Below are 25,664 nucleotides of genomic sequence, written 5' to 3'. Positions count from 1 at the left end.
GAAGCCGGACCAGAGCGAAATGCGACTTCCAGCAGCAAGAGTGATGAATGCGTAGGGTCTTTCGGGCGGTACACATGCTTTGCATGGGGTTTGCCGCGATCGTCTTTTTCGGCCAGCTGGCCATGGTGCTGATGCGCTATCTGCTTGGCTACGGTCTTCTGGAAATCCAGGACGCGGTCAACTACGCTTTTGCAGTCCTTGTGGCCCTTTCTGTCGCCGTTTCCTTCGATGCAGACAAGCACGTGCGGGTCGATGTGTTTCGCCAGAACTGGAGCGAGCGGACAAACCGGCGTATCGACTGGCTTGGAGACCTCCTGCTCGCACTGCCGGTCTTTGCGATCATGCTCTGGACGGCATTCCCGCTCGTCAAAAGCTCCTGGGCGATCTTGGAAGGCTCTCCGGAAACCGGCGGTCTGCCCGGCCTGTTTCTGGTCAAGACCTGTCTAGTGATCCTGCCTGCGCTTGTGGTGATCTACATTCTTCAAAAGCTGTTCGGCGCGATGCGACGGAAATTTTCATGACTGCCGATATCATCTGGCTCATCATTCTGGCCCTGTCCGTATTTGCCTGTATTCTTTCCGGCGTGCCGGTCCTGCTTGCAATCGCCGGTGCACCGACGATTGTCGCGCTGGTCGCCGCCGCCACCGGGCATTTTGACCTCGTGTTCTTTCAGGCTGTTCCCCAGCGCGTTTATGGCGTGATGACAAATCCGCTCCTGTTGGCGGTGCCGTTGTTCGTGCTGATGGGGTTGCTTCTGGAAAAGTCGCGCCAGGCAGAGCGGATGCTGCAGAGCCTGACGGCCGCAATGGGCGGGCAGCAGTCCGCTTTGGCGCTTTCTGTGGTTCTGGTGAGCGCACTCATTGCCGCCTCGACCGGTATCATCGGGGCAACCATCGTCATGCTGGGCACGATCACACTCCCGGCTCTATTGGCCGCGGGCGTGAACAAGCACATGAGCAGTGGCCTCATTTGCGCCAGCGGCACGCTCGGTCAGATCATTCCGCCGTCGATCGTTCTGATCCTCCTGGGTGATCAGGTGTCCAATGCCTACTTCGAAGCGCAGCAGGAAGCCGGCAACTTCGCGCCGGACCCGGTCACGGTGGGGGACCTCTTTGCCGGTGCGCTGATCCCGGGGCTGCTCCTGGTCGCGCTTTATGCGGCATACGTCCTGCTGCGACTGCGCCGGGCCTCTCCGAAAGGACAGGAAGCTGAGACGCCGACACCAAAGCCTCGCGTCTCAGGCCGGGAATTGTTCCGGGATATCGCGCCCACGCTCGGGTTGATCGTCGCTGTGCTCGGCAGCATCCTGATTGGCATTGCAACGCCAACGGAAGCCGCAAGTGTCGGTGTCGCAGGGGCTGTCCTGATCGCGGCTGCAGGAAGCGACGGCAAGGTGGCGCGTGTTGCCATGGCCTGCGTTGCCTTTGCTATTCTGCTGTTGATCCTGCGCAGGCTCGGACTGTTCGGTCTGGAGTTTGAAGGAGGCCGGATCAGCTGGACGACACTGACGATCGTCTCCGTCGCCATGACGGCCGCTGCCCTTGTCATGCTGGCCATCGCAGCAGCTTCTCTGATCCGGGCAGGCGTTCTCGTGTCCGCGCTGCGGGAAACCGTCACCATCACCGGAATGATCTTCGGCATCGTGATTGCTGCCAGCATCCTGTCGCTCGTGTTCCGGGGGTTCAACGGTGATGAACATGTGGCCGAGTTGCTGCACGCCTTGCCGGGCGGCGCCTATGGCATGTTGTTGCTGACAATGCTGGTGATCTTCCTGCTCGGATTCATTCTGGAATTCGTGGAGATCATTTTCATTGTTGTTCCGATTGTCGGGCCGATTATCCTGCAAAGCGACATAAGCCCGGTCTGGTTTGCGGTCCTGATTGCGCTTAACCTGCAAACTTCGTTCTTGACGCCGCCATTCGGGTTTGCGCTTTTCTATTTTCGATCGGTTGCACCGGCGGATATCCGCACCTCTGACATTTATGTTTCGGTGATCCCGTTTGTCGCCATCCAGCTTCTGGCGCTCGGTCTGGTCGCCGCCTTTCCGGCTCTGGCAACCCTGTTGCCGGACGTCCTGTTTTGAACATCGAGGGAGACACAAGCATGAAAAGACGTGATTTTCTGAAGGCTGGTGCCGTTGCCGCACCTGCCAGCCTTTTGGCAGCACCCGCAATTGCGCAAGGCAAGATCGAATGGAAGTTGCCGACCTCCTTTCCGGCGAAGGCGCCGGGTGTCGGCACCAACGTGACCGCCTTTGCCGACCGCGTGGCTGCAATGTCCGATGGCCAGCTGACCTTCAAGGTCTATTCCAGTGGTGAGCTCGTACCGCCGTTCGGTGTTGAAGATGCCGTGGAGCAGGGCACTGCCGAGATCGGTCATTCGACGCCTTACTATGCCGCGTCCAAGAACACCGCCATGCACTTCTTCTCTGCCGTTCCTTTCGGCATGACCGCGGTCGAAACAACCGCCTGGCTTCGCTACGGCGGCGGACAGGACCTGTGGGACAGCCTTTATGAAGAACGCGGCCTCATGCCGTTTTATTCCGGCAGTTCGGGCGTACAGGCAGCCGGCTGGTTCAAGAACCCGGTGGAAAGCCTCAACGATCTCGCCGGCCTCAACATGCGCATTGCTGGTCTCGGCGGCGAAGCCATGCGCAAGCTCGGCGTCAACGCTGTGCTGCTGCCGCCTCCGGAAATCTTCCCGGCCTTCCAGTCCGGTGCCATCGATGCCGCCGAGTGGGTTGGTCCCATGCTGGACCAGGCATTCGGCCTGCAGAAGGTTGCCAACTACTGCTATGTTCCGGCCTTCCACGAGCCGTCAGCCGCGCTGGAAATCGTCGTCAACAAGGAAGCCTACGACAGCCTGCCGGCGAACCTTCAGGCAATCATCGCCTATGCAGCTGAAGCAGCTTCGGTCGAGACCACCGCACAGTTCGATTATTACAACGCGGTTGCCATGAAGAAACTGAAGGAAGAGGGCGTTACCTTTGCCAACTTCCCGGATGATGTCCTGGCTGCGCTGAAGACGGCTGTTGCTGAAGTGATGGCGGAAAACGCTGCCGCCAATCCGAAGTTTGCCGAAGTGCAGAAAAGCTATGACGCGTTCCTTGAGCTTGCCAAGGACTACGCTGCACTGGTGAAGGCGACCACTTTCACCCAGCGCATGTAAGCAGAGTTGATCCCGCCGGTGGCATGGGTCACCGGCGGGGCTTCAGGTTTCCAGCTGCCGTTCGCGCAGCACGATCGCGATGCCGCTCGCGATGATGATCGCCGCACCGACATAAGTCGCAATGTCGGGAATTTCCCCCCACAAGAGCCAGCCGAGCAGGGTCGCCCACAAGAGCGCGGTATAATCGAATGGCGCGATAACGGCTGCCGGGGCAAAGCGGAAGGCCTGCGTCATCAGCGTGATGCCGGCCGTGCCGAATAAAGCGATGCCCAGAAACAGCCAGATGTCCTCCGCGCGTGGCTGCACCCAGACGAAGGGCATCGCAAGGGCACTCATGATTGCGCCGGCCCCCACCAGGTAAAGCATCAGGGTCCAGACACTCTCGCGCGGGTCGACAAGGCGAGCGCTGAGCATCAGCGCGGCATAGAAGAATGCCGTTGCGATCGGGAGGAGCGACGCTGCCTGGAAAGTGCCTGAACCCGGACGGACAACCACCAGAACGCCCAGAAATCCCACGAGGACTGCCGTCCATCGACGCCAGCCCACTTGCTCTCGCAAGACCAGGGCGGAAAGCGCTGTGACAAAAACAGGCATGACAAAAATCAGCGCTGTTGCTTCGGCGAGGCCAAGAAGGCTCAGCCCGGTGAAAAACAGCGTGGCGGCGCAGAGCCACAGCACTCCGCGCAGAAGATGGGCTGCCGGGCGGTGGGAAATCAAGGCAGATCTTCCACCCATTTTCAGTGCGATCAGAACCGCAATCGGAAGCGCGATCAAATTGCGCAAAAACAGGATCTGGATGGGGCTGTAGTCAGCCGTCAGTGTTTTGGCAATGGCGTCGTTGAGGCATAGGCACACGACACCTGCACACATCATTCCGATTCCGGTGGTCACCTGATTGCGACCGCCGGTCATGGCCGTTTCCATTCCCGTGTCTCCCTGGTTTTTGCGCAGTGAAGCATCGGGGCAGGCAGGGCGGCAAGGCACGATTTCACCAAATCAGGCCTGTCCGGACATCAGGAGAATCTGGAATACGGAAATTGCTGATGCCGCTACGTAATTCGTTTCTGGGTGATAGTGTTTTGCGGTAAGGTGCAATCATCGATTGTTTTCGACGTTCCCAGTTCCACTGTCCGGAAGCCCCGTCCCATGGCATTGACGTCTCCCTATTTCCGCAACGTGCCGCAGCTCACCGCAGCGTCCACCAACAGCCCGTGGCTCGGCAGCGGATCAAGCGGTCACGGAGTGCATCTGGTTCAGTTCGGGTTGATTGACCTGGGGTTTCCCATGCCAAAATCCGTAGGAGGAACGGGGCTCAGTCCGGATGGGGTCTACGGCAGTGAAACCGTGCAAAAGGTCAAGGAGTTCCAGCTTTCAACGCATGGCGGAGCCCCGATCAAGGACGACGGCGCCGTCGGACGAAATACCATGGCCAAGCTGGACCGGGCGCTCGCGTCCTTCACTCACAAGGTTCGTGTGCACATCTTTGTCGTGGTGACGCCGGACGCTCCGGTGGCAACTGCGGAAACGACCGCGAAGGAGCTTTACGGACATTACGGTATCGACTTCGAGGTTGCTTCCATCCAGTCGCTGGCATTGACCGCTGCCGAGGAGACGGAGTTTTCGCAGCATGGCCTCTTGTTTGCCCGGATGAAGGAACTTGCCGAGGCGCATACGTCCGTCAGGATTCGTCCGAATGAAATCATGGTGTTCTATATCCGTCGCTTCAATCCCGACACGGACCTGGCCCTCTCCAAGGCCAATCACACGGGTGCTGTCACTCGAATCAAGAAGAACGCGGATGCCAGCACACTTGCCCATGAGGTCGCCCATAATCTGATCGACAGTCCTCGGGGTGTGAGCGAGCATGTGGCGCACAAGCAGAACATCCTGGCGACGCTGCCCCGGACCACGCCCTTTGTGCTGAGTTTCGAACAGATTGAGCAGATGCGGCGCAACATTCGGCTGTTGCGGGCGTGATGCCGGAAAATTGCAGACCAAGGTCATCTGGTCAGCATCGTTAGCGGAGGCTAGCATCCGGTAGTTCAGACCGATCCATCTTTGACAGAGAGACTCGCATGCACGCCTTCCTGCCGTTCAATCTAGACGACATCGTTCCCGAACAAGATGCGCCAGCACCGGAAAAGGTCATTGCAGGTGATCCTAAGTTTACCACCTGGTTGGTTGAGACGACGGACAACGAGACGCTGTTCTCGGGCGTGTGGGAAGCAACACCAGGGGCCTGGAAAATCTCTTATGACGAATGGGAGTTCTGTTCGATCCTTTCCGGCAGGTCGGTGCTGACCGACAAGGACGGCATCACCCGGGAAGCTGCCCCCGGAGACAGCTTTGTCCTGCAGCCCGGTTTCTCCGGAACCTGGGAAGTCCTTGAAACCACTCGCAAGCTTTTTGTGATCCGCCTGCCGGCCTGACAATGGGTCATCCTTGGAAGTGAGCGACGTGACTGTCCAGGATTAGCTGTAAACGCATATGGGCGCGTACCCTGACCTCTCGGAGTTCGAGAAAGTCAGGGAAGTTTGCTAAGTTATTGTTTGGATTGCCACAATAGCATTGTGCTGCTCGCAAGCTGATGAGGCTTTTGAGGCAGCCGAAGGGAAACAGGGAACAGTCTTCCCCGGTTCGATGCTTTTCGGTCAGATTACTTCTGCGACTGAAAACCGGCAGGTTCTGTCAACAATAGGATGACGAACACCAGAACGGGTGTCAGCACCACGCTTGCCAGGAAGCAGCCGAAGGAACCAAGCCGTGTGTCCCGACCGCGGTAACCGACCAGGACACACAAGAGCAGATAGATGACCAGTGGCGCGACAAACATCAGGCGGCTTCCGATTTCTCTTCCGCGATGTCTTCGCCCCTCTTCACCATCTTCTTGAAATGCTCCTTGTAGGCAGCCGCGTCGAAGCTCAGGAAATCTCCACCGGTTTCAAAATGCTGCTGGAAAACCTTGCCGACGGCAAAGGTGAAGGCACCAAGCGTAGCGCCTGATCCGACGATACCGAGCGCAGTGCCGAGCACGGGAATGGTTTTCATGAAGCTGGTGGCGATAAAGGTTCCTGCACCGACACCGCCGAGACTTCCCAGAAGAGTGGTTACTGCGGTTCTTGCGCGATTTTCCGAGAATGGCACATCATAAACGGCTGCCAGCTTGCGGATGAGGTTGAGCTGCGTTCCGATTGCGGCGACGAGATCGAAGATCGGAACCGGAATGAGGCCGGTACCTGTACCGACGATGACATGGTCCCGAATGATTTTTTCTGCTGCCAGCGTACGTTCTTGCGGGGTCAGCGAAGCACTTTCGGGCTGAGCCTTGCCATCTGCCAGCTTTTCAGCTGCATCAACAGTGTCCTCAGCTTCTGATTTTGCGGAACTTGTGCGAGTGGACTTCGTTGTCATTTCACAGTTTCCTTCCTTCAGCGTCGCAGCTCCCCGCTGCTTACTCTACGTGAGCGTAGCTTGAGTGTGGTCCGATTTCAATCTTGCAATCAGCGCGGTATCAATTTTCAGCTTGCGGCTTTGCCGTGTTTTGATCATTCGAAGCAGGCGCAGTTTCACCTGACGCAGAGCTATCGCTGGACGTGTTGTCGCCGGTCGAATTTTCGTCAGGCCTCAGCTGTGTCTCCTGATCCTGAGATGTATCTGCCTCAGCTGTAGGAGCGTTCGGGAAAAGCTGTGGCAGGTTATCAAAATCAGGCAGGCGGTAGCGCTGCGGATTGACCGGAGCGGGCGCCGGTAAATTCGGCTGATTTGCAATGTCGCTGCCCAGGATGAGCGGAAGCTGGTCTTTTCCGCCACCGACAATCACGATCTTGCTGTTGTTGGACTTGGACAGTTCGACGGTCGCTTCTATTCCCCGCCAGGTCAGCAGCTGCGGCGTCAGGGCATCTGCAACAATCGAGTAGAAGGTCTGGTAGCCGATGGCGTCAATCCGCTTGCGTTCCGCTTCCTTGCGGGCCTGTTCCAGCACGTATTCATAGGCGAGGGCGTTCTGTTCCTCGGTCAGCTTACGTGAGATCGCCTGATTGATTTCCTTCGGCAGCTCGATCCGCCGGATGAGAATCTGGTCAAAGGCGACGAGGTCCTGATTGTTGGCTCGAATGGTGTCCATGACTTCCCTTTCGAGGCGCGTCAAGTCGACCTGATAGAGCTCATGAGGGTCGTATTTGCCGATCACCGAGCGAACCGCTTCCACTGCGGTCGGACGGACGAAACGGTTGGCGTATTCCGGCCCGATCGCCTGGTGCAGTTTGCCGGCATTATCTGCCTTCGGGTGATACAGAACCGAAATATCGGAAGTGATGCGCAAGCCGTCCGCTGCAAGGCCGTGGACCGTTTCATCCTGTTTCTGGATGCGGACTTCGTACCGGTAGATGCGGTTCCACGGCCATTTGATGTTGACGCCTTCGGGATAAACAAACCTGGTTTCGGTGCCGATGGTGAGGGTTCTGAAAAGCACGCCAACTTCACCCGGCCCGATAACGAAGAACATCAGCGGCCACAAGACAATCGTGACGAAACCGAGCAGCAGCAGATAGGCGATGGCCTTGTCGGTTCGGCTCATCCTGTGGATCTTGCGCGGCTTCTTTTTCGATTTACCAACTTCGACGTCGTCTTCCGCAACGCTCATTCAGCGCTCCCAGGAATTGAAACGGCTCCGCAGCTCGTTAAGGTGACCTAGTGGCCAAGAAACGCGTAAAAACAAGAACTCTCAATGCTTTCTGAGCAGTCCTGTCTGCGTCAATTGCAGCACAGTTGCAAGAAAACAACTCTGTGGCAAGCGTGTTTCTTGAGCTAGGCAAGAGCCAAAGAATTTGCTTAAGTTGTGTTGTGTGGCGCAGCGTCACTTCAACTTATGGTTAATTTCACGGATTGTGAAACCAAGATCGAAACAGACTATGGGAGTGGTGAGTGTCAGCCAGCACAGGGTCATTCAGTTTCGATCGCAAGGACCTTCGCCGGTTTCTGTTTGACCTTTACGATTACGAACCGAAGCTCTTGCGCAAGCTGATCTCCGCCAGGCCTTACGTCTGTCCATTCGAAGAGATGGAGCGGCATGTTCCCGCAAATGCAAAGGTTCTGGATGTTGGCTGCGGCAACGGTGCGTTGCTGGCGATTCTGTTGGCATCCGGAAGGATAAGCGAAGCAACCGGCTGCGATGTCCACGAAGGCGCTCTTGCCTCGGCCCGCAAGGCAGCGGGAAGAACGGGGCACGCAGCGAATGTAACCTTCCTGCGAATTGGCAGCTTCGCGGAGCTGCCGGACGACTGCTTCGATGTGGTGACCATGGTCGACGTGCTGCACCATGTTGCCGAACCTGAACGGATGACGGCTGTTGAAGAGGCGATCAAACGGGTCGGTCCCGGAGGAGTGTTCCTTTTCAAGGATATGGTTGAAGCACCTTTCTGGCGCCGCCTGGCCCACAATATCGATGACCTGATTTTTTCCGGTGAATGGGTGAAGCAGGTGAAAACCGCAGAAGTTGAGAAGCAGGTAAGGGCTGCGGGCTTCGAACTGGTCGAGAGTCTCGAAATACCGAGGATATTTTACGGCAACACGCTGAGGGTTTTTCGAAAAATTTAGTAAACGTCGAAAATAGATATGTTGAACGACGAATGTGTATAAAAATTAACTTATCTTCTGCGAAGAATTCGTGAATTGTTTTTTATTGCCGTTAGGTCATGAGTCTGAAAAGTGAGTGAGTAGCGAAATTAGACGATCGAATACTTTGCTAAAAACCGTTCTTGGGGGGTGATTTGAGTTCTGGTGTTGCAAATCGTCATATGTTTCTGGCCGGGTATATTCTGGTGCCCGGAAGCCATTTCGCCGGCATGTGGCGCCACCCGTACAGCGAAACGGATTTCTGTGATCCCGATCTCTTCAAGGATACGGCGGTCACATTGGAACGGGGCGGGTTCGATCTCGCATTCATTCCAGAATCGCTCAGCGTGACAACCGGACTGAACGACAACTACGAAACCTTCCTGAAGCATGGAGCGGTTGGTGCCATTCGCCATGACCCGAACCTGCTGGTTTCCCTCATGGCCTCGGTAACGAAGTCGCTCGGTTTTACGGTCACGCTTTCGACGACCTACATGGAACCTTATCATCTGGCCCGTACGCTCAGTACACTGGACCATTTCAGTAGGGGCCGGATCTCGTGGAACGTCGTGACCTCCGCTGGTCCGAGCAACGGGCACAATTTCGGTCATTTCCCAAAGCTTATTTCTCCCGAAGCCTACGACAGGGCGGAAGAGATCCTGGAGATCTGCCGCAAGCTCTGGAAGTCCTGGGAACCGGACGCGCTGGTAAGCGACAAGGCGTCCGGGCTTTACGCGGACACCGGCAAGATTCATCCAATTGATCACGAAGGCGAACGCTTCAAGCTCCGAGGTCCCTTGTCACTTCCCGCCGGACCGGACGGTGAACCGATCCTGATGAGTGTCGGTGTTTCTCCGCGGGGTCGTGATTTTTCCGCCAAATGGGTTGATGTCGTTTTCGCCATTCAGGCAGACGCCGAGGGCATGTCGGAACTGCGTGCAGATGTTCGCCGCCGGGCTGCAGAGATGGGGCGCGACCCGGAGAAGATATTCCTGCTGACAGCGGTGCAGCCCGTGATCGGTGAAACCGAAGCCATTGCAAAAGCGCGGGCCGAATATCTGGACGAGCTGATCCATCCGGATGTCGCCATCGCCTTTCTGTCGGGCATGATCGGCGTCGACGCGACAGGGTTCGATCCTGATACGCCAATCGACGAAGTGTTGGAAAGCTCCGGCAAGTCGCCAAACAAGGCGGCTGTCGATGGCGGAGCCGCATTTCCCTGGTTGGAGAGGATCCGGGAAGAAGACAGGGGAAGGCTCTGGACGCTTCATGACATCGCCATTCGGATGGCACGCAGCACCTCGACGCCGCGTCTTGTCGGAACGCCGGAACAGGTGGCCGATCAGCTTGAGAGCTATTTTACAAGCGGCGCTTGCGATGGCTTCGTGATTACCCCGACCCACTTTCCCGGAAGCTTTGACGAGTTTTCACGGTCTGTCGTGCCAATTCTCCGCCAACGAGGGCACATACGGCCGGCGGGGCACGAACCTTTGACACTCAGGCAGCGCCTCGGGCTGCAAGGCTGACGATATTCCAATTCGGTTTCCGCCGGACGCGCAAAACAGAAACGGCAATTCTTCGACGGAGTTGATCTCAATGACATCCCGCGAAAGTGGTTTCCAGACAGCAAGGGCAAAGGCTGCTTCAGGCAGCATTGCGCGTCCGGATGCCAGCCGTTTGCCGTTGGAAGCAGCATTGGACAATGAGACCGCTTCTGTTCGCGCACTTTTTGCCAGGCAGGTGCAGTCGAGACCTGGTGACACGGCACTGATACTGCCGGATATGGTTCTGACCTTCGAGGAACTGGACCGGAAGGCGAACCGTGTCGCGTGGTACCTCATCGGCCGGGGTATCGGGCCTGGCAAGATCGTGGCACTCGGCTGTGCTGCCGGACCGGATCTCGTTGTAAGCCTGCTGGGGGTGATCAAGACCGGTGCTTGCTACATGCCGCTTGATCCAGCCTATCCTCGACAGCGTCTGATTGACATGCTTCAAGACGCAGAACCGGATCTGATCCTGGCGGAGCAACCGGTCACCGGCGTCGTTGAGGCGGCTGGTCAGACAGCACGGGCGGTCTTTCTTGGAAACGGTTCGCTGAGCCGGGACATCGCCAGACAGCCTGATACCGCACCTGTGGGCGGTGATCTTGTTCGCCGGCTAACCGGCGATGATCCTGCCTATCTGGTCTACACGTCCGGTTCCACCGGGCGGCCCAAGGGCGTTCTGGGGCGGCAGGCCGCTCTTGCCAACAGGCTGGCCTGGATATCGGAAGCCTTGCCCTTCGCGTCAGGTGAGCGGACGCTGTTCAAGACCTCCTTGAACTTCATTGACGGGTCGACGGAGCTGTTGGGCGCCTTGTGCAACGGCTGCGCGGTCGTCCTTGCAACCGGCAATGTTTCCGCTGACCCGAGGCGACTGGCAGAGGCGGTGGCGACGTTTGCCGTCACGCGGTTGACCGTTGTACCGAGCCTGCTGGCAAGTCTTCTCGAGGACGACTGTTTGCCAGGCTTGAAGGGCTGCCGGACCTGGGTCACGAGTGGCGAGCCCCTTCCATCAGGTCTCTTGCAAAAATTCTGCGAAAAACTGCCAGACGCCCGTTTGTTCAACTTCTACGGTGCGTCAGAAGCTGCGGGGGACAGCCTCTGGGCGCGGTGTGATGCAGACGGAAAAATTGCCATCGGCAACGCTATACGGGAAACAGGCGTCTACCTGCTCGACGATCTGCTTCAGCCCGTATCCGACGGAGAGACCGGTGAACTCTACATAGCCGGCACAGGTCTTGCGCTTGGATATCATCGCCAACCGGACAAGACCGCAGAACGGTTCATAGCTTCGCCTTTCGGGCCCGCTGGTGCCTTGCTTTACAGAACAGGCGACGTTGCGCGGCGGATGCCTGACGGTGGCTACGAGTATCTGGGGCGGTCCGATCATCAGGTGAAGGTACGCGGCGTCCGCGTCGAGCCGGGAGAAGTCGCAGCTGCCCTGGACAGATTGCCGGAAGTTGCCCGTTCAGCTGTCGTTGCGAAGCGACGTGACAACACGGGCGTCTATCTTGCTGCCTATGTTGTCTGGGAAGTGAGAGCCGACAGGGATGTCGCAAGGCTTATGGCCGCCTTGGCAGAAGCTCTCCCTCCAGCCTTTCTGCCGTCTGCAATCGTAGCTCTCGATGCGCTTCCGCTCACACCCAATGGCAAGTTGGACAGGGCAGCGTTGCCGGATCCGGTGCCAACGGCTGGGCGGAGCGCAAGCGGAACGCAGAGCGACCTTGAAACCGCAATCTGTGAGGCATTTACAGAGCTGCTCGGCGTCCACTCGGTTTCAGTACAGGATAATTTCTTTCTCCTGGGTGGGCATTCACTGCTGGCCGCGCGTCTTGCGTATCGACTGAGAGACCGTTTTGGTGTGCAGATCGCTCCGGACGAGATTTTCGACACGCCGACACCGGCTGCGCTTGCCCGTCTGATAGGGGCAGCGAAACCATGTTCCCTGAAACAGAAATCCGTTGCGCGGCCCGACAAGGTTCCGCTGTCTTCTGCTCAAAAGCGTCTCTGGTTCCTGCAGCGGCTTCACCCGGAAGATACTTCCTACAATCTGGCCTACCGATTTCGGCTTTCCGGCGCTGTCGATCCGTCCGTTCTTGGGCAAGCCTGGTCAGACGTTATCGAGAGGCACGAGGTCTTGCGGACCGTTTATCCGCAAGACGGGTCCGGAAAGCCGTATCAGGACATCCGCACGGGTTTCGTTTCGGAAGATGTCATACGGATCGTTTCAGTACCGGCAGCTGTAGGCCGGTCAGAACTCTCCCGTCAGTCTTCCAGGCCGTTCGATCTGTGCAAGGACCTGCCGGTGAGGGTGTCCATCGTTTCGGAAGATAATTTCAATCCCGAACTGCAATGCATGATGCAGATTGTCGTGCATCATATCGCGATTGACGGTGGTGCCCTGCGCCCATTGCTTGCCGACTTCGCGACGGCCTTTGAGGCGAGAAAGAGCGGCAAGGAACCTGTCTGGAAAAAGCCGGCAGTCCAATATGCCGACTTCGCAAGTTGGCAGCATGCCTGGCTGTCCGAGGCCGGAGAACAGGAAGTTGCCGCTCGTGTTGCCGAAGTAAGCGAAGACCTCGCAGGCGCGCCGGATTGTGTTGAACTGCCTTGTGCCGAGGGGCAACGAAAGAATACCTATTGGCAAGGCGACGGAGTAGCCGTCGCAATCCCGCCAGAGCTTCATTGCAAGCTTGAGCGACTGGCAATGGACACTCGGACCAGCCTGTTCATGGTACTGCAGGCTGCGATGGCTGCGACCTTGTCGCGGCTCGGCGCAGGGGAAGACATCGTCATCGGAACACCTGTCGATGGCCGCCCGGACAGCTCTTTTGAAGAAACCATAGGCCTCTTCGTCAACATGCTGGCGCTCCGGAGTGATCTTTCCGGCAGGCCGACCTTTCGCGCGTTATTGGCCGATACGCGTCAGCGGAACCTTGCCGCCTATTCCCGCCGGGACGTGCCGTTCGAGCTTGTGGTCGACAAGATCGCGCCACGCAGGGACCTGTCCTTTCATCCGGTATTCCAGACCGTTCTGGCGCTCGATATGGCAGGAGAGACTGTTCTTAGCTTGCCGGGGTTGGTCTGCGAGATTGAAGACGTGCCTGTCGAAGCCTCAAAGTTCGATCTTTCCTTCGACCTGACTGCTCATCGCGACAAGGTCGGAGGCGCAGGCGGTATCGACGGGCGGATCGAATTCCGGACAGATCTCCTGGATCGGGAGGTCGCGGGCAATATTTCCCGGCGTTTCATCGATCTACTTCGCGCAGCCGTGGAAAATCCGGACAAACGGATTGATGACCTCAGGATTGTCGATCCCGACGAAGCGTCACGCCTTGCCGCCTTGTGCGAAGGCAAGCAGGTCGAAAAAGCTGCGATCGAAATGTCTTTGCCCGACCGGTTTCGTCTGTTCGCTAGGGAAAAGGGCGATAAGGTCGCTCTCTCCAGCCAGACCCGCACACTTTCCTACGCTGAGCTTGATGCGTTGTCGGACCGGGTTGCGCAAAACCTCCTCCGCCGGGGCGTTGCACCCGGGGCGCGGGTCGCGGTCCTGATGGATCGTTCCATCGATCTTGTCGTCGCAACGATCGCGATCGTGAAGGCAGGCGGGGCATATGTTCCCTTGAACAGGAACGATCCTGCCAACCGGCTTCAACAACTCCTTGCCGACACCCGGGCCCACCTCGTTCTGACCGACGATGAAGACGCGATATCAGTCAGTTTCAATGATGCACCCTGCGTTCCTTTCAGCCACCTGCAAGTGGCGACGGGAAAGGAGACCTTACCGAATATCACCGCCGGACAGATAGCCTGTGTTCTCTTCACTTCCGGCTCCACAGGCAGGCCGAAGGGGATCGCGATCAGCCACCGCAATATCCAGGCCCTCGCGCTCGACGGATGCTGGCCGGAAGGCTCTCATGAGCGGGTCTTGCTGCATTCGCCCTATGCATTTGACGCTTCGACCTATGAAATCTGGACACCGCTCATGTTGGGGCAGGAGCTTTTCGTCGCGCCGCCTGGCATTCTCGATGCTGAAACGATTGCGCGGCTGGTCGAAGAGCACAAGGTGTCTGCGGCCTGTATCACGACACGTCTTTTCAACATCATTGCAGGTGAAAAACCCGAAGCTTTCAAACCTCTGAGGTCAGTGCTGATTGGTGGTGAGGCGGCTTCCGCAGAAGCCTTGCGCCGGGCAACGGTAGCTTCGCCTGGGACGCGGTTCGTCAATGGCTACGGCCCGGCAGAGGGCACGACCTTCGTGACCTGGCATGCAATGCACACGCTGGAGAAATCCGCGCACAAGGTTCCCATCGGGTTGCCGCGTGACAATTGTAGCGTCCGAATTCTGGATGACCGCCTGCAACCGGTCGGTATCGGCATGGTGGGCGAGCTTTTCCTGGCCGGTGACTGCCTGACGCTTGGCTATCTCGACCGGACCGGTATGACGGCCGAGCGCTTCGTTGCCGATCCCGCGGGGCCCGCAGGCAGCAGAATGTATCGCACCGGGGATCTGGTGCGCTGGCGCAGCGACGGCTTGCTGACCTTCGTCGGACGTGCCGATCACCAGGTCAAGATCAATGGCTTCCGTATTGAACCGCAGGAAGTCGAAAATGCCATAGCAAGGCAGTCGGACATCGGCCAGTGCACGGTGATCGTGCGTGAAGACAGGCCCGGGGAAAAGAAACTCGTTGCCTATATTGTAGGTACGGGCACAGGAGAACCAGATCTTGCCGGCTTGCAAAAAAGGCTTGCCGTGACACTTCCTGCATTCATGGTGCCAGCCCATTTTGTTCTTCTGGAACAACTTCCTTTCACGACCAATGGCAAGCTGGACATCAAGCGCCTGCCTTCGCCCAAAATTCACGGCGATGGAGCGAAGGTACCTGCGGGGCAAACCGAGACCGACATCTGCGCATTGTTTGCTGACGTACTGGGTCTGGAAACCGTTGGGCCTGCCGACAATTTCTTCGCACTTGGCGGCGACAGTATTCTCTCCATTCAGCTGGTCAGCCGAGCACGGCGAGCAGGACTGGTGTTTTCGGCAAGGGATGTTTTCAGCAACAAGACACCAGCAGAGCTGGCAACGGTGGCGCAAAGGCAGCAATTGCCGGAGATCGGAACTGATCTCAAGTCAGGATGGATCAGCGAGGAAGATCTGAGCATTGTCAGCAGCCGCTACGGCGGTTTGCTATCGACGGTCTGGCCGTTGACGGGTCTTCAGTCTGGTTTGCTGTTTCACGGGTTGATGGACGCTGAGACGGGTGAGGACGCCTACAAGGTACAGACGGTGGTCAGCCTGGATGGCCCGGTGGATGCGCAGCGTCTTGAGGCGAGCCTTCAGGCTCTCGTTGCCCGGCACGCACCCCTGCGGGCCGTCTTCTGCCACGAAGGCCTGAGTGATCCCGTCCAGGTGATCCTGTCGAAGGTCGAGCTGCCGTTTGAGCAGGTGGACTTGTCCGGTGACGCAGATCCGGAAGCGGAGCTGGAGCGGTTTCTTCTGGAAGACAGGAAGATCCGTTTCGACCTTGCTCAAGGTCCATTGCTGCGTGCTTGCCTGGTGACACGTCCGGACGGTGGCGCCTGGCTGGTGTTGACCAATCACCACATTCTTCTCGATGGCTGGTCGCTGCCGGTGCTGATGCGGGAGCTGAAGGAGATTTATGAAGCCGGCGGGGCAGGGGCTCTGCCTCCTGTAACGCCGTTTGACCGGTATCTGGGGTGGCTGCAGCAGCAGGACAAGACGGCTGCGAAAGCGGCCTGGCAAGAAGCTCTGTCCGGTCTGGAGGAACCGACCCGGTTGGCGGCCTCTGTCTATGGCCAGTCTGCAAAAACTTCCACCGGCTCCACGTCAGGTGAAGGCAGTGCGGTGTTGCGCTTTGACGATCTCCTGAGCGAGGACGCAACACGGTCCTTGGAAGGCCTGGCCCGCAAGCTGGACATCACCTTGAACACGGTGCTCCAGGGCGCCTGGTCGGTCGTGCTTGGCCGCATCTGCGGGCGGGATGATCTGGTCTTCGGCACGACGGTCTCCGGTCGGCCGGCCGAGATCACCGGCGTCGAAACCATGGCGGGTCTCTTCATCAACACCGTGCCGGTAAGGGCCAAGCCGGTTCCGGCATCATCCGTCAGCACCTTCCTGAAGGAGCTGCAGTCCCGTCAGGCCGCACTTCTGCCGCACCAGCATCTGGGGCTGCCGGAGATCCAGGCAGAAGCGGGACTTGGAGACCTGTTCGACACGCTGGTGGTGTTCGAGAACTATCCCTTCAGCGACGAGACCCATGAGGCTTCGCCGGATGGCCTGCGGATCAGCGGTGTCGAGGTGCATGACCAGACCCACTATCCCTTGAGCCTGATGGTCGTTCCGGGCAAACGGCTGCTGCTGCGGCTGGATTGCCGGGAAGAGAGGATCGGCGCAGACCTTGGCCGCAGTCTTCTTGGGCAGTTGTGCAATGTACTGGCGCAGATGGCCTCCCGTCCGGAAGCGTCGCTCGGATCTCTCGAGATGCTGCCGGCTTCTGAAAGAAAGGCTGTGCAGGACCGGTGGAACGCAACACAGCACGCCTTGCCGGAAGGGGATCTGACGGAGCTTGTCTCTGCAACGGCTTCCCGGTTTGGAACGCGGGAAGCGGTTGTCGGCAGCACGGAGCGGCTGACCTATGCCGAGCTTGAGGCGCGGGCAAACCGGCTGGCGCATCTTCTGATCCGGCGCGGCATCGGTGCTGAGGACCGGGTCGCGATCGCCTTGCCGAGAAACCCGGACATGATCGTGGCGCTGCTGGCGGTGATGAAAACGGGCGCCGCCTATCTGCCGCTGGATCCGGACTATCCGGCAGCCCGCATTGCGATGATGCTGGACGATGCCGCGCCGCGTCTTGTGATCTCCGAGACGGCAACAGCCGCCGCCTTGACGGATGGTGCGCCGACATCGGCGCTTCTGCTGCTGGGCGCCGATGCGACCGGGGCCGAACTGGCTGCGATGTCCGCTTCGGCCCCGACCGATGCCGACCGGAAACAGCCGATTGATCCCGCGCACCCGGCCTATGTCATCTACACGTCCGGCTCCACCGGTAAGCCGAAAGGTGTCGTCGTTACACGCGAAGGGCTTTCAAATCTCGCCTATGCCCAGATCGAACGGTTTGCGATTTCGGAACAGTCTCGGGTCGCGCAGTTCGCATCCTTCAGTTTCGACGCCGCCTTTTCGGAAATCGCCACGGCACTGGTCTCCGGTGCGGCTCTTGTGATCTGGCCAAGACAGGCATTCACAGATCCCGCAGCCTTGAAGACATTCATGTACGCTCAAAGGGTAACGCATATCACGTTGTCGCCGAGCCTCTTGAGCGTGATGTCGGTGACAGATCTTCCCGAAGGTTGTGTGCTGGTAACGGCCGGTGAAGCCATCAGCGTGCCGGAAGTTCGCAGATGGTCTGACCGTTGTTGCCTCGTCAATGCTTACGGCCCTACAGAAGTGACCGTGTGTGGTTCCATGAGCTTGCCGCTGACACCTGTTCAGGAAGGCGATATCGCGCCCATCGGGTTGCCGATCTGGAATTCCGGCCTCTACGTTCTTGATCAAACGCTTCAGCCCGTCCCGAACGGTGTGGCTGGAGAACTTTACATCGGTGGTGTCGGTCTTGCGCGGGGCTATCAGAACCTTGCGGATCTGACCTCTTCCAGATTTGTCGCCGACCCGTTCGCCGGTGCCGGACGGCGAATGTACCGAACAGGGGATCTGGTCTATCGGGCGGAAGACGGCAACCTCTTTTTCCTGGGGCGCAGTGATGCGCAGGTCAAGGTCCGGGGACGACGTATCGAGCCGGGCGAGATCGAACGTGTGCTTCTGGAACGCAGCGATGTCGCCCAATGTCTCGTGAGCGTCTACAGCGACCGGAAGGGCGCTTCGCGGCTCGTTGCCTATGTGATCGGGCAGGAGCAATCGGATCCGAGTGCGGAAGAGCTGCAGCGCTACTGCGCCGAACGTCTGCCGGATTATATGGTTCCGGCACAGATAGACCTCTTGCCCTACTTGCCAAGGCTTCCGAACGGCAAGATCGACAGGAAAGCCTTGCCGGCACCAAGTCGCCCGCAAAGAACCGAAGAAACAAGACAGCAGTCTCCGGCAGAACAGGCGGTAGCCGCCGCTTTTGCCGAAACGCTCGGCATTTCATCTCCCGCGCTCGACGAAAGCTTTTTCGGTCTCGGCGGAGACAGCATATCGGCAATCCGGCTAGTTGGACTGTTGCGCCGAAAAGGGCTCAAGGCAACGCCGAAAGACGTCTTCGATCACAAGACGGTTGCAAAGCTTGCGAGCGTGGCAAGGACGCTTGAAGGACCGGAAGTCACTGGACTGAAGGAGTTCGAGCCAGATACCGTTTTGCCGACTCCGATCCTGCGCTGGTTTGCTGAGTTGGGTGGTCCCACCGACGGCTTTTTCCAGTCGACCAGTCTGATGCTTCCCAAAGGGGTAAATGCCGAATTCTTGCAAACAGCTCTGGGGGCAATCGTCCAGCGACACGGGATGCTGCGGGCTCGAGCGAACAAGACTACGTCGGCGATGAAGATTGCTCCGGTTGCTGAATTTACAAACGTTTTCCCTATAAAGCACATCAGCCTGAGTGAGATCGAAAACGAAAACGGCCTGAAAGATCTTCTGGAAGAAGAGCATGCCGCCGCAGTTGCGGCCTTGTCTCTTTCCCGAGGCAAGGTATTCAGTGCCATCTGGTTTGACCGTGGCCAGATGGAGCCGGGTCTGCTTCTGCTTGTGGCGCACCATCTGGTGATCGATGGTGTCTCCTGGCGCATTCTGACCGACGATTTTCGGACAGCTTGGGCTGATTGGTCAGCCGACCGCCCGATCAGCCTGGAACCTGAAAGCACTTCTTTCCCAGGGTGGAGCAGGCTGCTGCAAGCCGATGCGGCCTCCGATGCGCGCGTATCTGAAGAGGGGTACTGGAGCGCGCTTCTATCATCCGGCGCTGAGCGCTTTCTGGCAGGTGATCTGGATCGCAGGCTAGATACGGTTCAGACGTTGAAGTCCCTTGCCAGCCTTCTGGGTGCTGAGGAAACTGAGCAGATCCTGACCCGTCTGCCTGCTCTTTACAGCTGCGGACCGCAGGATGTGCTTCTGGCGGCACTTGGCCTTGCCGTTGGGGCTTTCAAAACTTTCAGGTCCGGAATACCGGGGGTGCCGATCCTGTGCGATGTCGAAGGGCATGGACGCGAAGCGATTGGAGACGCGGACCTCAGCCGAACTGTCGGCTGGTTCACTAGCGTCTTTCCAGCACGACTGGAGGTCACGAAGGCAGGGAATGGAATTTCCGGTATCTCCGACGCGGACCTGAAGCAGCTCATCATCGAGATCAAGGAGCAAGCCTCGGCACGTCCCGATCATGGCCTTGGTTATGGAATGCTGCGGTATCTCAACAAGGAGACCTCCGCCAAACTTGCGAGCGAAAACAAGGCGCAGATCGCCTTCAACTATCTCGGTCGTTTTCCGGCGGGCGCTGGTGGTGCTTGGAGCGCGGCGCCGTTCTTTGGTGGAATGCGCGGTGGTTTCGATCCGGCAACACCGCTTGCTCACATGCTTTCCATCGATTGTCAGGCGATCGAAGAGGAAAAGGGCTTTTCCCTCCACACCGAGTTCGGGTTTGCCAGCCGACATCTTTCGGAAAAAGAGACCGCTGAATTCAGGACACTCTGGGAAGAAGCCCTGATCCGGCTGGCAGCACACGGCAACTGGTCTAAAGCCGGTGGTCAGTCGCCTTCGGACTTCCCGCTGGCTGCTGTTTCCCAGGACGATGTCGACTTGCTTGTTCAACGCTACGGCGGTTTGCTATCGACGGTGTGGCCGTTGACGGGCCTTCAGTCGGGTTTGCTGTTTCACGGGTTGATGGACGCTGAGACGGGTGAGGACTCCTACAAGGTGCAGACGGTTGTCAGCCTGGATGGCCCGGTGGATGCACAGCGTCTTGAGGCGAGCCTTCAGGCTCTCGTTGCCCGGCACGCACCCCTGCGGGCTGTCTTCTGCCACGAGGGCCTGAGCGATCCCGTCCAGGTGATCCTGTCGAAGGTCGAGCTGCCGCTTGAGCAGGTGGACTTGTCCGGGGACGCGGAGCTGGATCGGTTTCTTCTGGAAGACAGGAAGATCCGTTTCGACCTTGCTCAAGGTCCATTGCTGCGTGCTTGCCTGGTGACACGTCCGGACGGTGGCGCCTGGCTGGTGTTGACCAATCACCACATTCTTCTCGACGGCTGGTCGCTGCCGGTGCTGATGCGGGAGCTGAAGGAGATTTATGAAGCCGGCGGGGCAGGGGCTCTGCCTCCTGTAACGCCGTTTGACCGGTATCTGGGGTGGCTGCAGCAGCAGGACAAGACGGCTGCGAAAGCGGCCTGGCAAGAAGCTCTGTCCGGTCTGGAGGAACCGACCCGGTTGGCGGCCTCTGTCTATGGCCAGTCTGCAAAAACTTCCACCGGCTCCACGTCAGGTGAAGGCAGTGCGGTGTTGCGCTTTGACGATCTCCTGAGCGAGGACGCAACACGGTCCTTGGAAGGCCTGGCCTGCACGCTGGACATCACCTTGAACACGGTGCTCCAGGGCGCCTGGTCGGTCGTGCTTGGCCGCATCTGCGGGCGGGATGATCTGGTCTTCGGCACGACGGTCTCCGGCCGGCCGGCCGAAATGACCGGCGTCGAAACCATGGCGGGTCTCTTCATCAACACCGTGCCGGTACGGGCAAAGCCTGTTCCGGCAACATCCGTCAGCAGCTTCCTGAAGGATCTGCAGCCCCGTCAGGCAGCGCTTCTGCCGCACCAGCATCTGGGGCTGCCGGAGATCCAGGCAGAAGCGGGACTGGGAGACCTGTTCGACACGCTGGTGGTATTCGAGAACTATCCCTTCAGCGACGAGACCCATGAAGCTTCGCCGGATGGCCTGCGGATCAGCGGTGTCGAGGTGCATGACCAGACCCACTATCCCTTGAGCCTGATGGTCGTTCCGGGCAAACGGCTGCTGCTGCGGCTGGATTGCCGGGAAGAGAGGATCGGCGCAGACCTTGGCCGCAGTCTTCTTGGGCAGTTGTGCAATGTGCTGGTGCAGATGGCCTCCCGTCCGGAAGCGCCGCTCGGGTCTCTCGAGATGCTGCCGGCTTCTGAAAGAAAGGCTGTGCAGGACCGGTGGAACGCAACACAGCACGCCTTGCCGGAAGGGGATCTGACGGAGCTGATCTCTGCAACGGCTTCCCGGTTTGGCTCGCAGGAAGCGGTTGTCGGCAGCACAGAGCGGCTGACCTATGCCGAGCTTGAGGCGCGGGCAAACCGGCTGGCGCATCTTCTGATCCGGCGCGGCATCGGTGCTGAGGACCGGGTTGCGATTGCCTTGCCGAGAAACCCGGACATGATCGTGGCGCTGCTGGCGGTGCTGAAAACGGGCGCCGCCTATCTGCCGCTGGATCCGGACTATCCGGCAGCCCGCATTGCGATGATGCTGGACGATGCCGCGCCGCGTCTTGTGATCTCCGAGACGGCAACAGCAGCCGCCTTGACGGATGGTGCGCCGACATCGGCGCTTCTGCTGCTGGACGCCGAGGCGACCGGTGTCGAACTGGCTGCGATGTCCGCTTCGGCCCCGACCGATGCCGACCGGATACAGCCGATTGATCCCGCACACCCGGCCTACGTCATCTACACGTCTGGTTCCACCGGTAAGCCGAAAGGTGTCGTTGTTACGCGCGAGGGACTCAAGAACCTTCTGTGTTGCCTGAGTACCGAGCTTCGCCTTCTGCCGCAGGACAAGGTGCTCAGCGCGACCACGATCGGGTTCGACATTGCCGGGCTTGAGCTCTACGGCCCGCTGCTGGTTGGTGCAGGCGTAGTGCTGTTTGAGGGCAACCAGCGCGAAGCGGACCGCCTCCATGACTGGATCGGCCAGGAAAAACCAACGGTCATGCAGGCAACGCCATCGCTCTGGCGGTCGCTTCTGGAGGTTGGACCACTGCCGCGATTGCAGGTTCTTGTGGGTGGTGAGGCTCTGGACGGCGGACTAGCGTCGCAGCTGCAAGCCGCAGGGCCGGTGACGAATGTCTATGGCCCGACCGAGACAACGATCTGGTCCGTGAGCGCATCTGTTCGCCCTGAAAGTTCGGGCATTCCGTCTATCGGGCAACCTTTGTGGAACTCGCAGGTCTACGTACTTGATGAGACCCTTCAGCCTGTCGCCGACGGTATTTCCGGCGAACTCTACATCGGCGGGCTTGGGCTCGCACGTGGCTATCACGGGCGTTCGGACCTGACGAGCGAACGCTTTGTTGCCGATCCGTTTACAGGCCGTGGAGCGCGCATGTACCGGACCGGGGACACGGTCTATCGCAGAACCAACGGTGAGCTTGTGTTCCTGGGGCGCGGAGACAGCCAGGTCAAGATTCGAGGCCATCGTATCGAGCTTGGCGAGATCGAGGCGACTATCGCATCGATGACAAACATTGCGCGGGCGGTGGTCTTGGACCGGCCAGACAGAGAGCGAGGTTCTTCGCTCGTTGCCTATGTTGTTCCGGAAGAAGGGGCTGAACTCAAAACTGAAGAGCTTCGTTCCGTGCTCCAGCGAAACCTGCCTGACTACATGGTGCCTGCCGCTTTTATCGTGCTCCCGGAATTGCCGCTGACACCAAATGGAAAGCTCAACCGTCTGGCGCTGCCGGATCCTGTCTGGAAACAGGGAGAAACAAGTCCGGCAACACTCCAGGAAACGTTGTTGTGCAATCTCTTCGCCGAACTGCTGCCCGGCGTAGTGCCGGGACCGGAAGACAGTTTCTTCGATATGGGGGGGCATTCGCTGCTCGCCGCACGCCTGAAGGCACTGATGAAGGAACGCATGGGGCTGGACGTCAGCCTTCGGGATATTTTCGAAACACCGACGGTGCGCGGTCTGCTGTCGCTTCGGCAAGGTCGCAAGACCGGTTTGCTGGAGCCGGTGCTGCAGATCCGGCGGGCAGGGTGTCAGGCACCACTATTCTGCGTTCATCCGGGCTTTGGTCTTGGTTGGACGTATGCCGGTCTTGCTTCCGTACTATCAGCCGATGTCCCGATCATCGCCCTTCAGGCGCGCGGCTACATCGGCGAGGCCGTTTTGCCTTCAACGCTGAACCAAATGGCGGCCGATTACGTCGCAAGTATCAACAAGGTGGCCAGCACGGGCCCGGTTCGGTTGTTTGGTTGGTCGTTCGGAGGGCTGGTTGCCTTCGAAATGGCACGTCTTTTGGAAGAAAGCGGCAGAGATGTCGAGTTCCTGATGCTTCTGGACAGTTATCCGATGCACGAAGGAGACCCATTGCCGGATCTTTCGGATAGTGGAGCGCGCGGTGCGTTCCTTGAAATGATCGGCTTCGATCCGCAGGGACGAGTACCCGAAGACATTACCTTTGAGGATGTCCGGAGATTTCTGGAAGACAGTGCCCATCCTCTGGCGGACCTCAGCCCTGTCGACTTCAACAACATGCTGCGGATCGCCCGAAACAACGCGCTGCTCGCACATGGCTATCGGCCCAAGACGTTAAACTGTCCCCTGGTGCATTACGCTTCAAACGATACGAAGCGTATGCTGGGTGTTGAGGCCGATCCCTGGGAAAACCGGACAAGCGGACAATTCGAGGCGCATGCACTCGACTGCACACACCATGAAATGACATCGCAGCAGGCCCTTTGCGAAATCGGCAAGCGGCTGACTGCTTTGATGGACCTTGGCGATCAGCCGTTCAGGCAGGCCGTGGCGGAAGGGAGACTAAAGAATGTCGGTTGATATCCTCAATCCCGTGGAACTGGAACACGCTGTGCAGCGCGCGACGCCCATGACCGGCGCGGAGTTCATCGACAGTCTCCAGGACCAGCGCTGTGTCTATTTCAATGGAGAGCGGGTGACCGACCTGACGGGTCATCCTGCCTTTCGCAACTCGGTACGATCCCTGGCACGGCTTTACGATGCCCTGCACCAGGACCACGACAGCGGCACCAATGTCCTGACCGCACCTGCCGATGCCGATCCAACCGGCTATACACACCGATATTTCAAGGTGGCCAGATCGGCAGAGGACCTGCTCGGGCAACAGAAGGCGATCGCGGAATGGGCGAAGCTGAGCTACGGCTGGATGGGGCGCTCACCGGACTACAAGGCAGCTATCGTCAACACGCTGGACGCCAACGCGGCCTATTACGGCCCGTTCGCTGACAACGCGCGTTGCTGGTATCATCTGGCTCAGCAGCGCACCTATTTCATGAACCATGCTGTGGCCAATCCACCCATCGACCGGGCGAAGCCCTTTAGTGACGCAAAAGACATTCTGGTTCACGTTGTCAAGGAAACAGACGCGGGGCTTTATCTTTCAGGTGCAAAGGTCGTCGCGACTTCGGCAGCACTGACCCACTACAATTTTCTCAGCCACCACGCGGTCTCGGAAACCAACGAGCCACCTACAGCGTTCATGTTCTTTCTCGACATGTCGACGCCGGGCATCAAGCTGATCTGCCGGAACTCCTACGAATATGCGGCGAGCCAATCCTCGACCCCGTTCGACAGTCCGCTGTCTTCCCGCTTTGATGAAAACGATGCCATTCTCGTTCTGGACAACGTTTTCGTGCCCTGGGAGAACGTGCTGGTCTATGGGCCTGCACACAAGCCTATCGATTTCCTGATGGACACGGGCTACCTGCAAGGCACCTGTTTCCACGGATGCACCCGGTTTGCGGTGAAGCTGGACTTTCTCGCCGGTCTTCTGACCAGGGCGTTGCACATCACGAGCGGTGACGAGTTTCGCGGAAATCAGGTTCTGCAAGGGGAGGTGATCGCGCTGCGTCACCTGTTCTGGTCGTTGTCGGATGCAATGGCCCGGACACCCGAAGCCTTTGCGGACGGCGCTTTCCTGCCGGGACTATCGGCCGCGCAGGCCTATCGCGCGCTTGCGCCCGATGCCTACGGTCGTGTGAAGGAGATTGTCCAGAAGATCGTCGCGTCCGCGCTGATCTATCTGCCGTCTTCCGCAAAGGATTTCCAGAACCCTGAAATCGACGGTTATCTGGAACGGTACGTGCGCGGCTCCAACGGCGTCGGTTACAAGGACCGTATCAAGCTGATGAAGCTGCTGTGGGACGCCACAGGCTCGGAATTTGCAGGGCGTCACGAGCTTTACGAACGCAATTATGCCGGCAATCATGAAGAGGTGAAACTGCAGCTTCCTGCAATCGCACGGCGCGACGGTTCAATGGACCAGATGCTGTCGCTTGTTGACCAGTGCCTTGATGATTATGATGAATTCGGCTGGTGCAACACGGCGTGGAAAGACTGACGCGCAAGGTTGGGAG

Annotated in this window: 13 protein-coding genes; 9 read left to right on the top strand and 4 right to left on the bottom strand. The window is 58.7% G+C overall.

Annotated elements, in window-relative coordinates; all coding sequences use genetic code 11:
• The first annotated feature begins 47 nt into the window (after positions 1-47).
• From FIV03_RS22370 to FIV03_RS22360, 3 genes are read left to right on the top strand one after another with little or no spacing between them, the layout of a single operon-like run.
• Positions 48-521, top strand: coding sequence for a TRAP transporter small permease subunit (locus tag FIV03_RS22370; RefSeq protein WP_209009753.1), 474 nt, complete (start codon positions 48-50; stop codon positions 519-521).
• Entirely contained in the window at positions 518-2,083 is a 1,566-nt protein-coding gene (locus tag FIV03_RS22365) for a TRAP transporter large permease subunit (RefSeq protein WP_152511024.1), read from the top strand. The genes FIV03_RS22370 and FIV03_RS22365 overlap by 4 nt, the downstream gene beginning before the upstream one ends.
• A 20-nt stretch (positions 2,084-2,103) precedes the next feature.
• Positions 2,104-3,168, top strand: coding sequence for a TRAP transporter substrate-binding protein (locus FIV03_RS22360; protein ID WP_152511023.1), 1,065 nt, complete (start codon positions 2,104-2,106; stop codon positions 3,166-3,168).
• Between the two features lie 42 nt (positions 3,169-3,210).
• Here the strand turns inward: FIV03_RS22360 and FIV03_RS22355 are convergent, their stop codons facing one another.
• A complete protein-coding gene (locus FIV03_RS22355) occupies positions 3,211-4,092 on the bottom strand; it encodes a DMT family transporter (protein WP_152511022.1) in 882 nt (293 codons plus the stop codon).
• Positions 4,093-4,314: 222 nt separating this feature from the next.
• On the opposite strand from FIV03_RS22355, the gene FIV03_RS22350 reads away from it, so the two are divergent.
• Entirely contained in the window at positions 4,315-5,145 is an 831-nt protein-coding gene (locus FIV03_RS22350; protein WP_152511021.1) for a peptidoglycan-binding protein, read from the top strand.
• A gap of 98 nt (positions 5,146-5,243) precedes the next feature.
• Entirely contained in the window at positions 5,244-5,597 is a 354-nt protein-coding gene (locus FIV03_RS22345) for a cupin domain-containing protein (RefSeq protein ID WP_152511020.1), read from the top strand.
• A gap of 227 nt (positions 5,598-5,824) precedes the next feature.
• Here the strand turns inward: FIV03_RS22345 and FIV03_RS31655 are convergent, their stop codons facing one another.
• From FIV03_RS31655 to FIV03_RS22335, 3 genes are all read right to left on the bottom strand, one after another.
• Complete coding sequence (locus FIV03_RS31655; protein WP_023004113.1) at positions 5,825-6,001, bottom strand: hypothetical protein; 177 nt, start codon at positions 5,999-6,001, stop codon at positions 5,825-5,827.
• Entirely contained in the window at positions 6,001-6,579 is a 579-nt protein-coding gene (locus FIV03_RS22340) for a DUF697 domain-containing protein (RefSeq protein WP_152511019.1), read from the bottom strand. Before FIV03_RS22340 ends, FIV03_RS31655 begins: the two co-directional genes overlap by 1 nt.
• A gap of 100 nt (positions 6,580-6,679) precedes the next feature.
• Positions 6,680-7,810: a prohibitin family protein gene (locus FIV03_RS22335; RefSeq protein WP_152511018.1), complete on the bottom strand. Its 1,131-nt coding sequence runs from the start codon at positions 7,808-7,810 to the stop codon at positions 6,680-6,682.
• A 281-nt stretch (positions 7,811-8,091) separates the two neighbouring features.
• Between FIV03_RS22335 and FIV03_RS22330 the strand changes: the two genes are divergently transcribed.
• The 4 genes from FIV03_RS22330 (at position 8,092) to FIV03_RS22315 (ending at position 25,648) form a co-directional block, all read left to right on the top strand.
• Positions 8,092-8,763 (top strand): class I SAM-dependent methyltransferase, encoded by a 672-nt coding sequence (locus FIV03_RS22330; protein ID WP_152511017.1) that lies wholly within the window; start codon positions 8,092-8,094, stop codon positions 8,761-8,763.
• A 173-nt stretch (positions 8,764-8,936) separates the two neighbouring features.
• Entirely contained in the window at positions 8,937-10,307 is a 1,371-nt protein-coding gene (locus FIV03_RS22325) for an NtaA/DmoA family FMN-dependent monooxygenase (RefSeq protein ID WP_286202221.1), read from the top strand.
• Between the two features lie 70 nt (positions 10,308-10,377).
• Positions 10,378-24,108: a non-ribosomal peptide synthetase gene (locus FIV03_RS22320; RefSeq protein ID WP_152511016.1), complete on the top strand. Its 13,731-nt coding sequence runs from the start codon at positions 10,378-10,380 to the stop codon at positions 24,106-24,108.
• Entirely contained in the window at positions 24,098-25,648 is a 1,551-nt protein-coding gene (locus FIV03_RS22315) for a 4-hydroxyphenylacetate 3-hydroxylase N-terminal domain-containing protein (RefSeq protein WP_152511015.1), read from the top strand. The genes FIV03_RS22320 and FIV03_RS22315 overlap by 11 nt, the downstream gene beginning before the upstream one ends.
• Positions 25,649-25,664 lie beyond the last annotated feature (16 nt).

Origin of the sequence: Labrenzia sp. THAF187b, assembly GCF_009363375.1 — a bacterium.
GTDB classification, from domain to species: domain Bacteria; phylum Pseudomonadota; class Alphaproteobacteria; order Rhizobiales; family Stappiaceae; genus Roseibium; species Roseibium algicola.
Note: the sequence above shows the minus strand (reverse complement) of the source record. Positions and strands in the feature narration are given on the sequence as shown.

What these genes read in the sequence shown, in the direction of transcription:
- FIV03_RS22370 (WP_209009753.1), top strand. Translation starts at nt 48, where the DNA reads ATGCGTAGGGTCTTTCGGGCGGTACACATGCTTTGCATGGGGTTTGCC.
- FIV03_RS22365 (WP_152511024.1), top strand. Translation starts at nt 518, where the DNA reads ATGACTGCCGATATCATCTGGCTCATCATTCTGGCCCTGTCCGTATTT.
- FIV03_RS22360 (WP_152511023.1), top strand. Translation starts at nt 2,104, where the DNA reads ATGAAAAGACGTGATTTTCTGAAGGCTGGTGCCGTTGCCGCACCTGCC.
- FIV03_RS22355 (WP_152511022.1), bottom strand. Translation starts at nt 4,092, where the DNA reads ATGGAAACGGCCATGACCGGCGGTCGCAATCAGGTGACCACCGGAATC.
- FIV03_RS22350 (WP_152511021.1), top strand. Translation starts at nt 4,315, where the DNA reads ATGGCATTGACGTCTCCCTATTTCCGCAACGTGCCGCAGCTCACCGCA.
- FIV03_RS22345 (WP_152511020.1), top strand. Translation starts at nt 5,244, where the DNA reads ATGCACGCCTTCCTGCCGTTCAATCTAGACGACATCGTTCCCGAACAA.
- FIV03_RS31655 (WP_023004113.1), bottom strand. Translation starts at nt 6,001, where the DNA reads ATGTTTGTCGCGCCACTGGTCATCTATCTGCTCTTGTGTGTCCTGGTC.
- FIV03_RS22340 (WP_152511019.1), bottom strand. Translation starts at nt 6,579, where the DNA reads ATGACAACGAAGTCCACTCGCACAAGTTCCGCAAAATCAGAAGCTGAG.
- FIV03_RS22335 (WP_152511018.1), bottom strand. Translation starts at nt 7,810, where the DNA reads ATGAGCGTTGCGGAAGACGACGTCGAAGTTGGTAAATCGAAAAAGAAG.
- FIV03_RS22320 (WP_152511016.1), top strand. Translation starts at nt 10,378, where the DNA reads ATGACATCCCGCGAAAGTGGTTTCCAGACAGCAAGGGCAAAGGCTGCT.
- FIV03_RS22315 (WP_152511015.1), top strand. Translation starts at nt 24,098, where the DNA reads ATGTCGGTTGATATCCTCAATCCCGTGGAACTGGAACACGCTGTGCAG.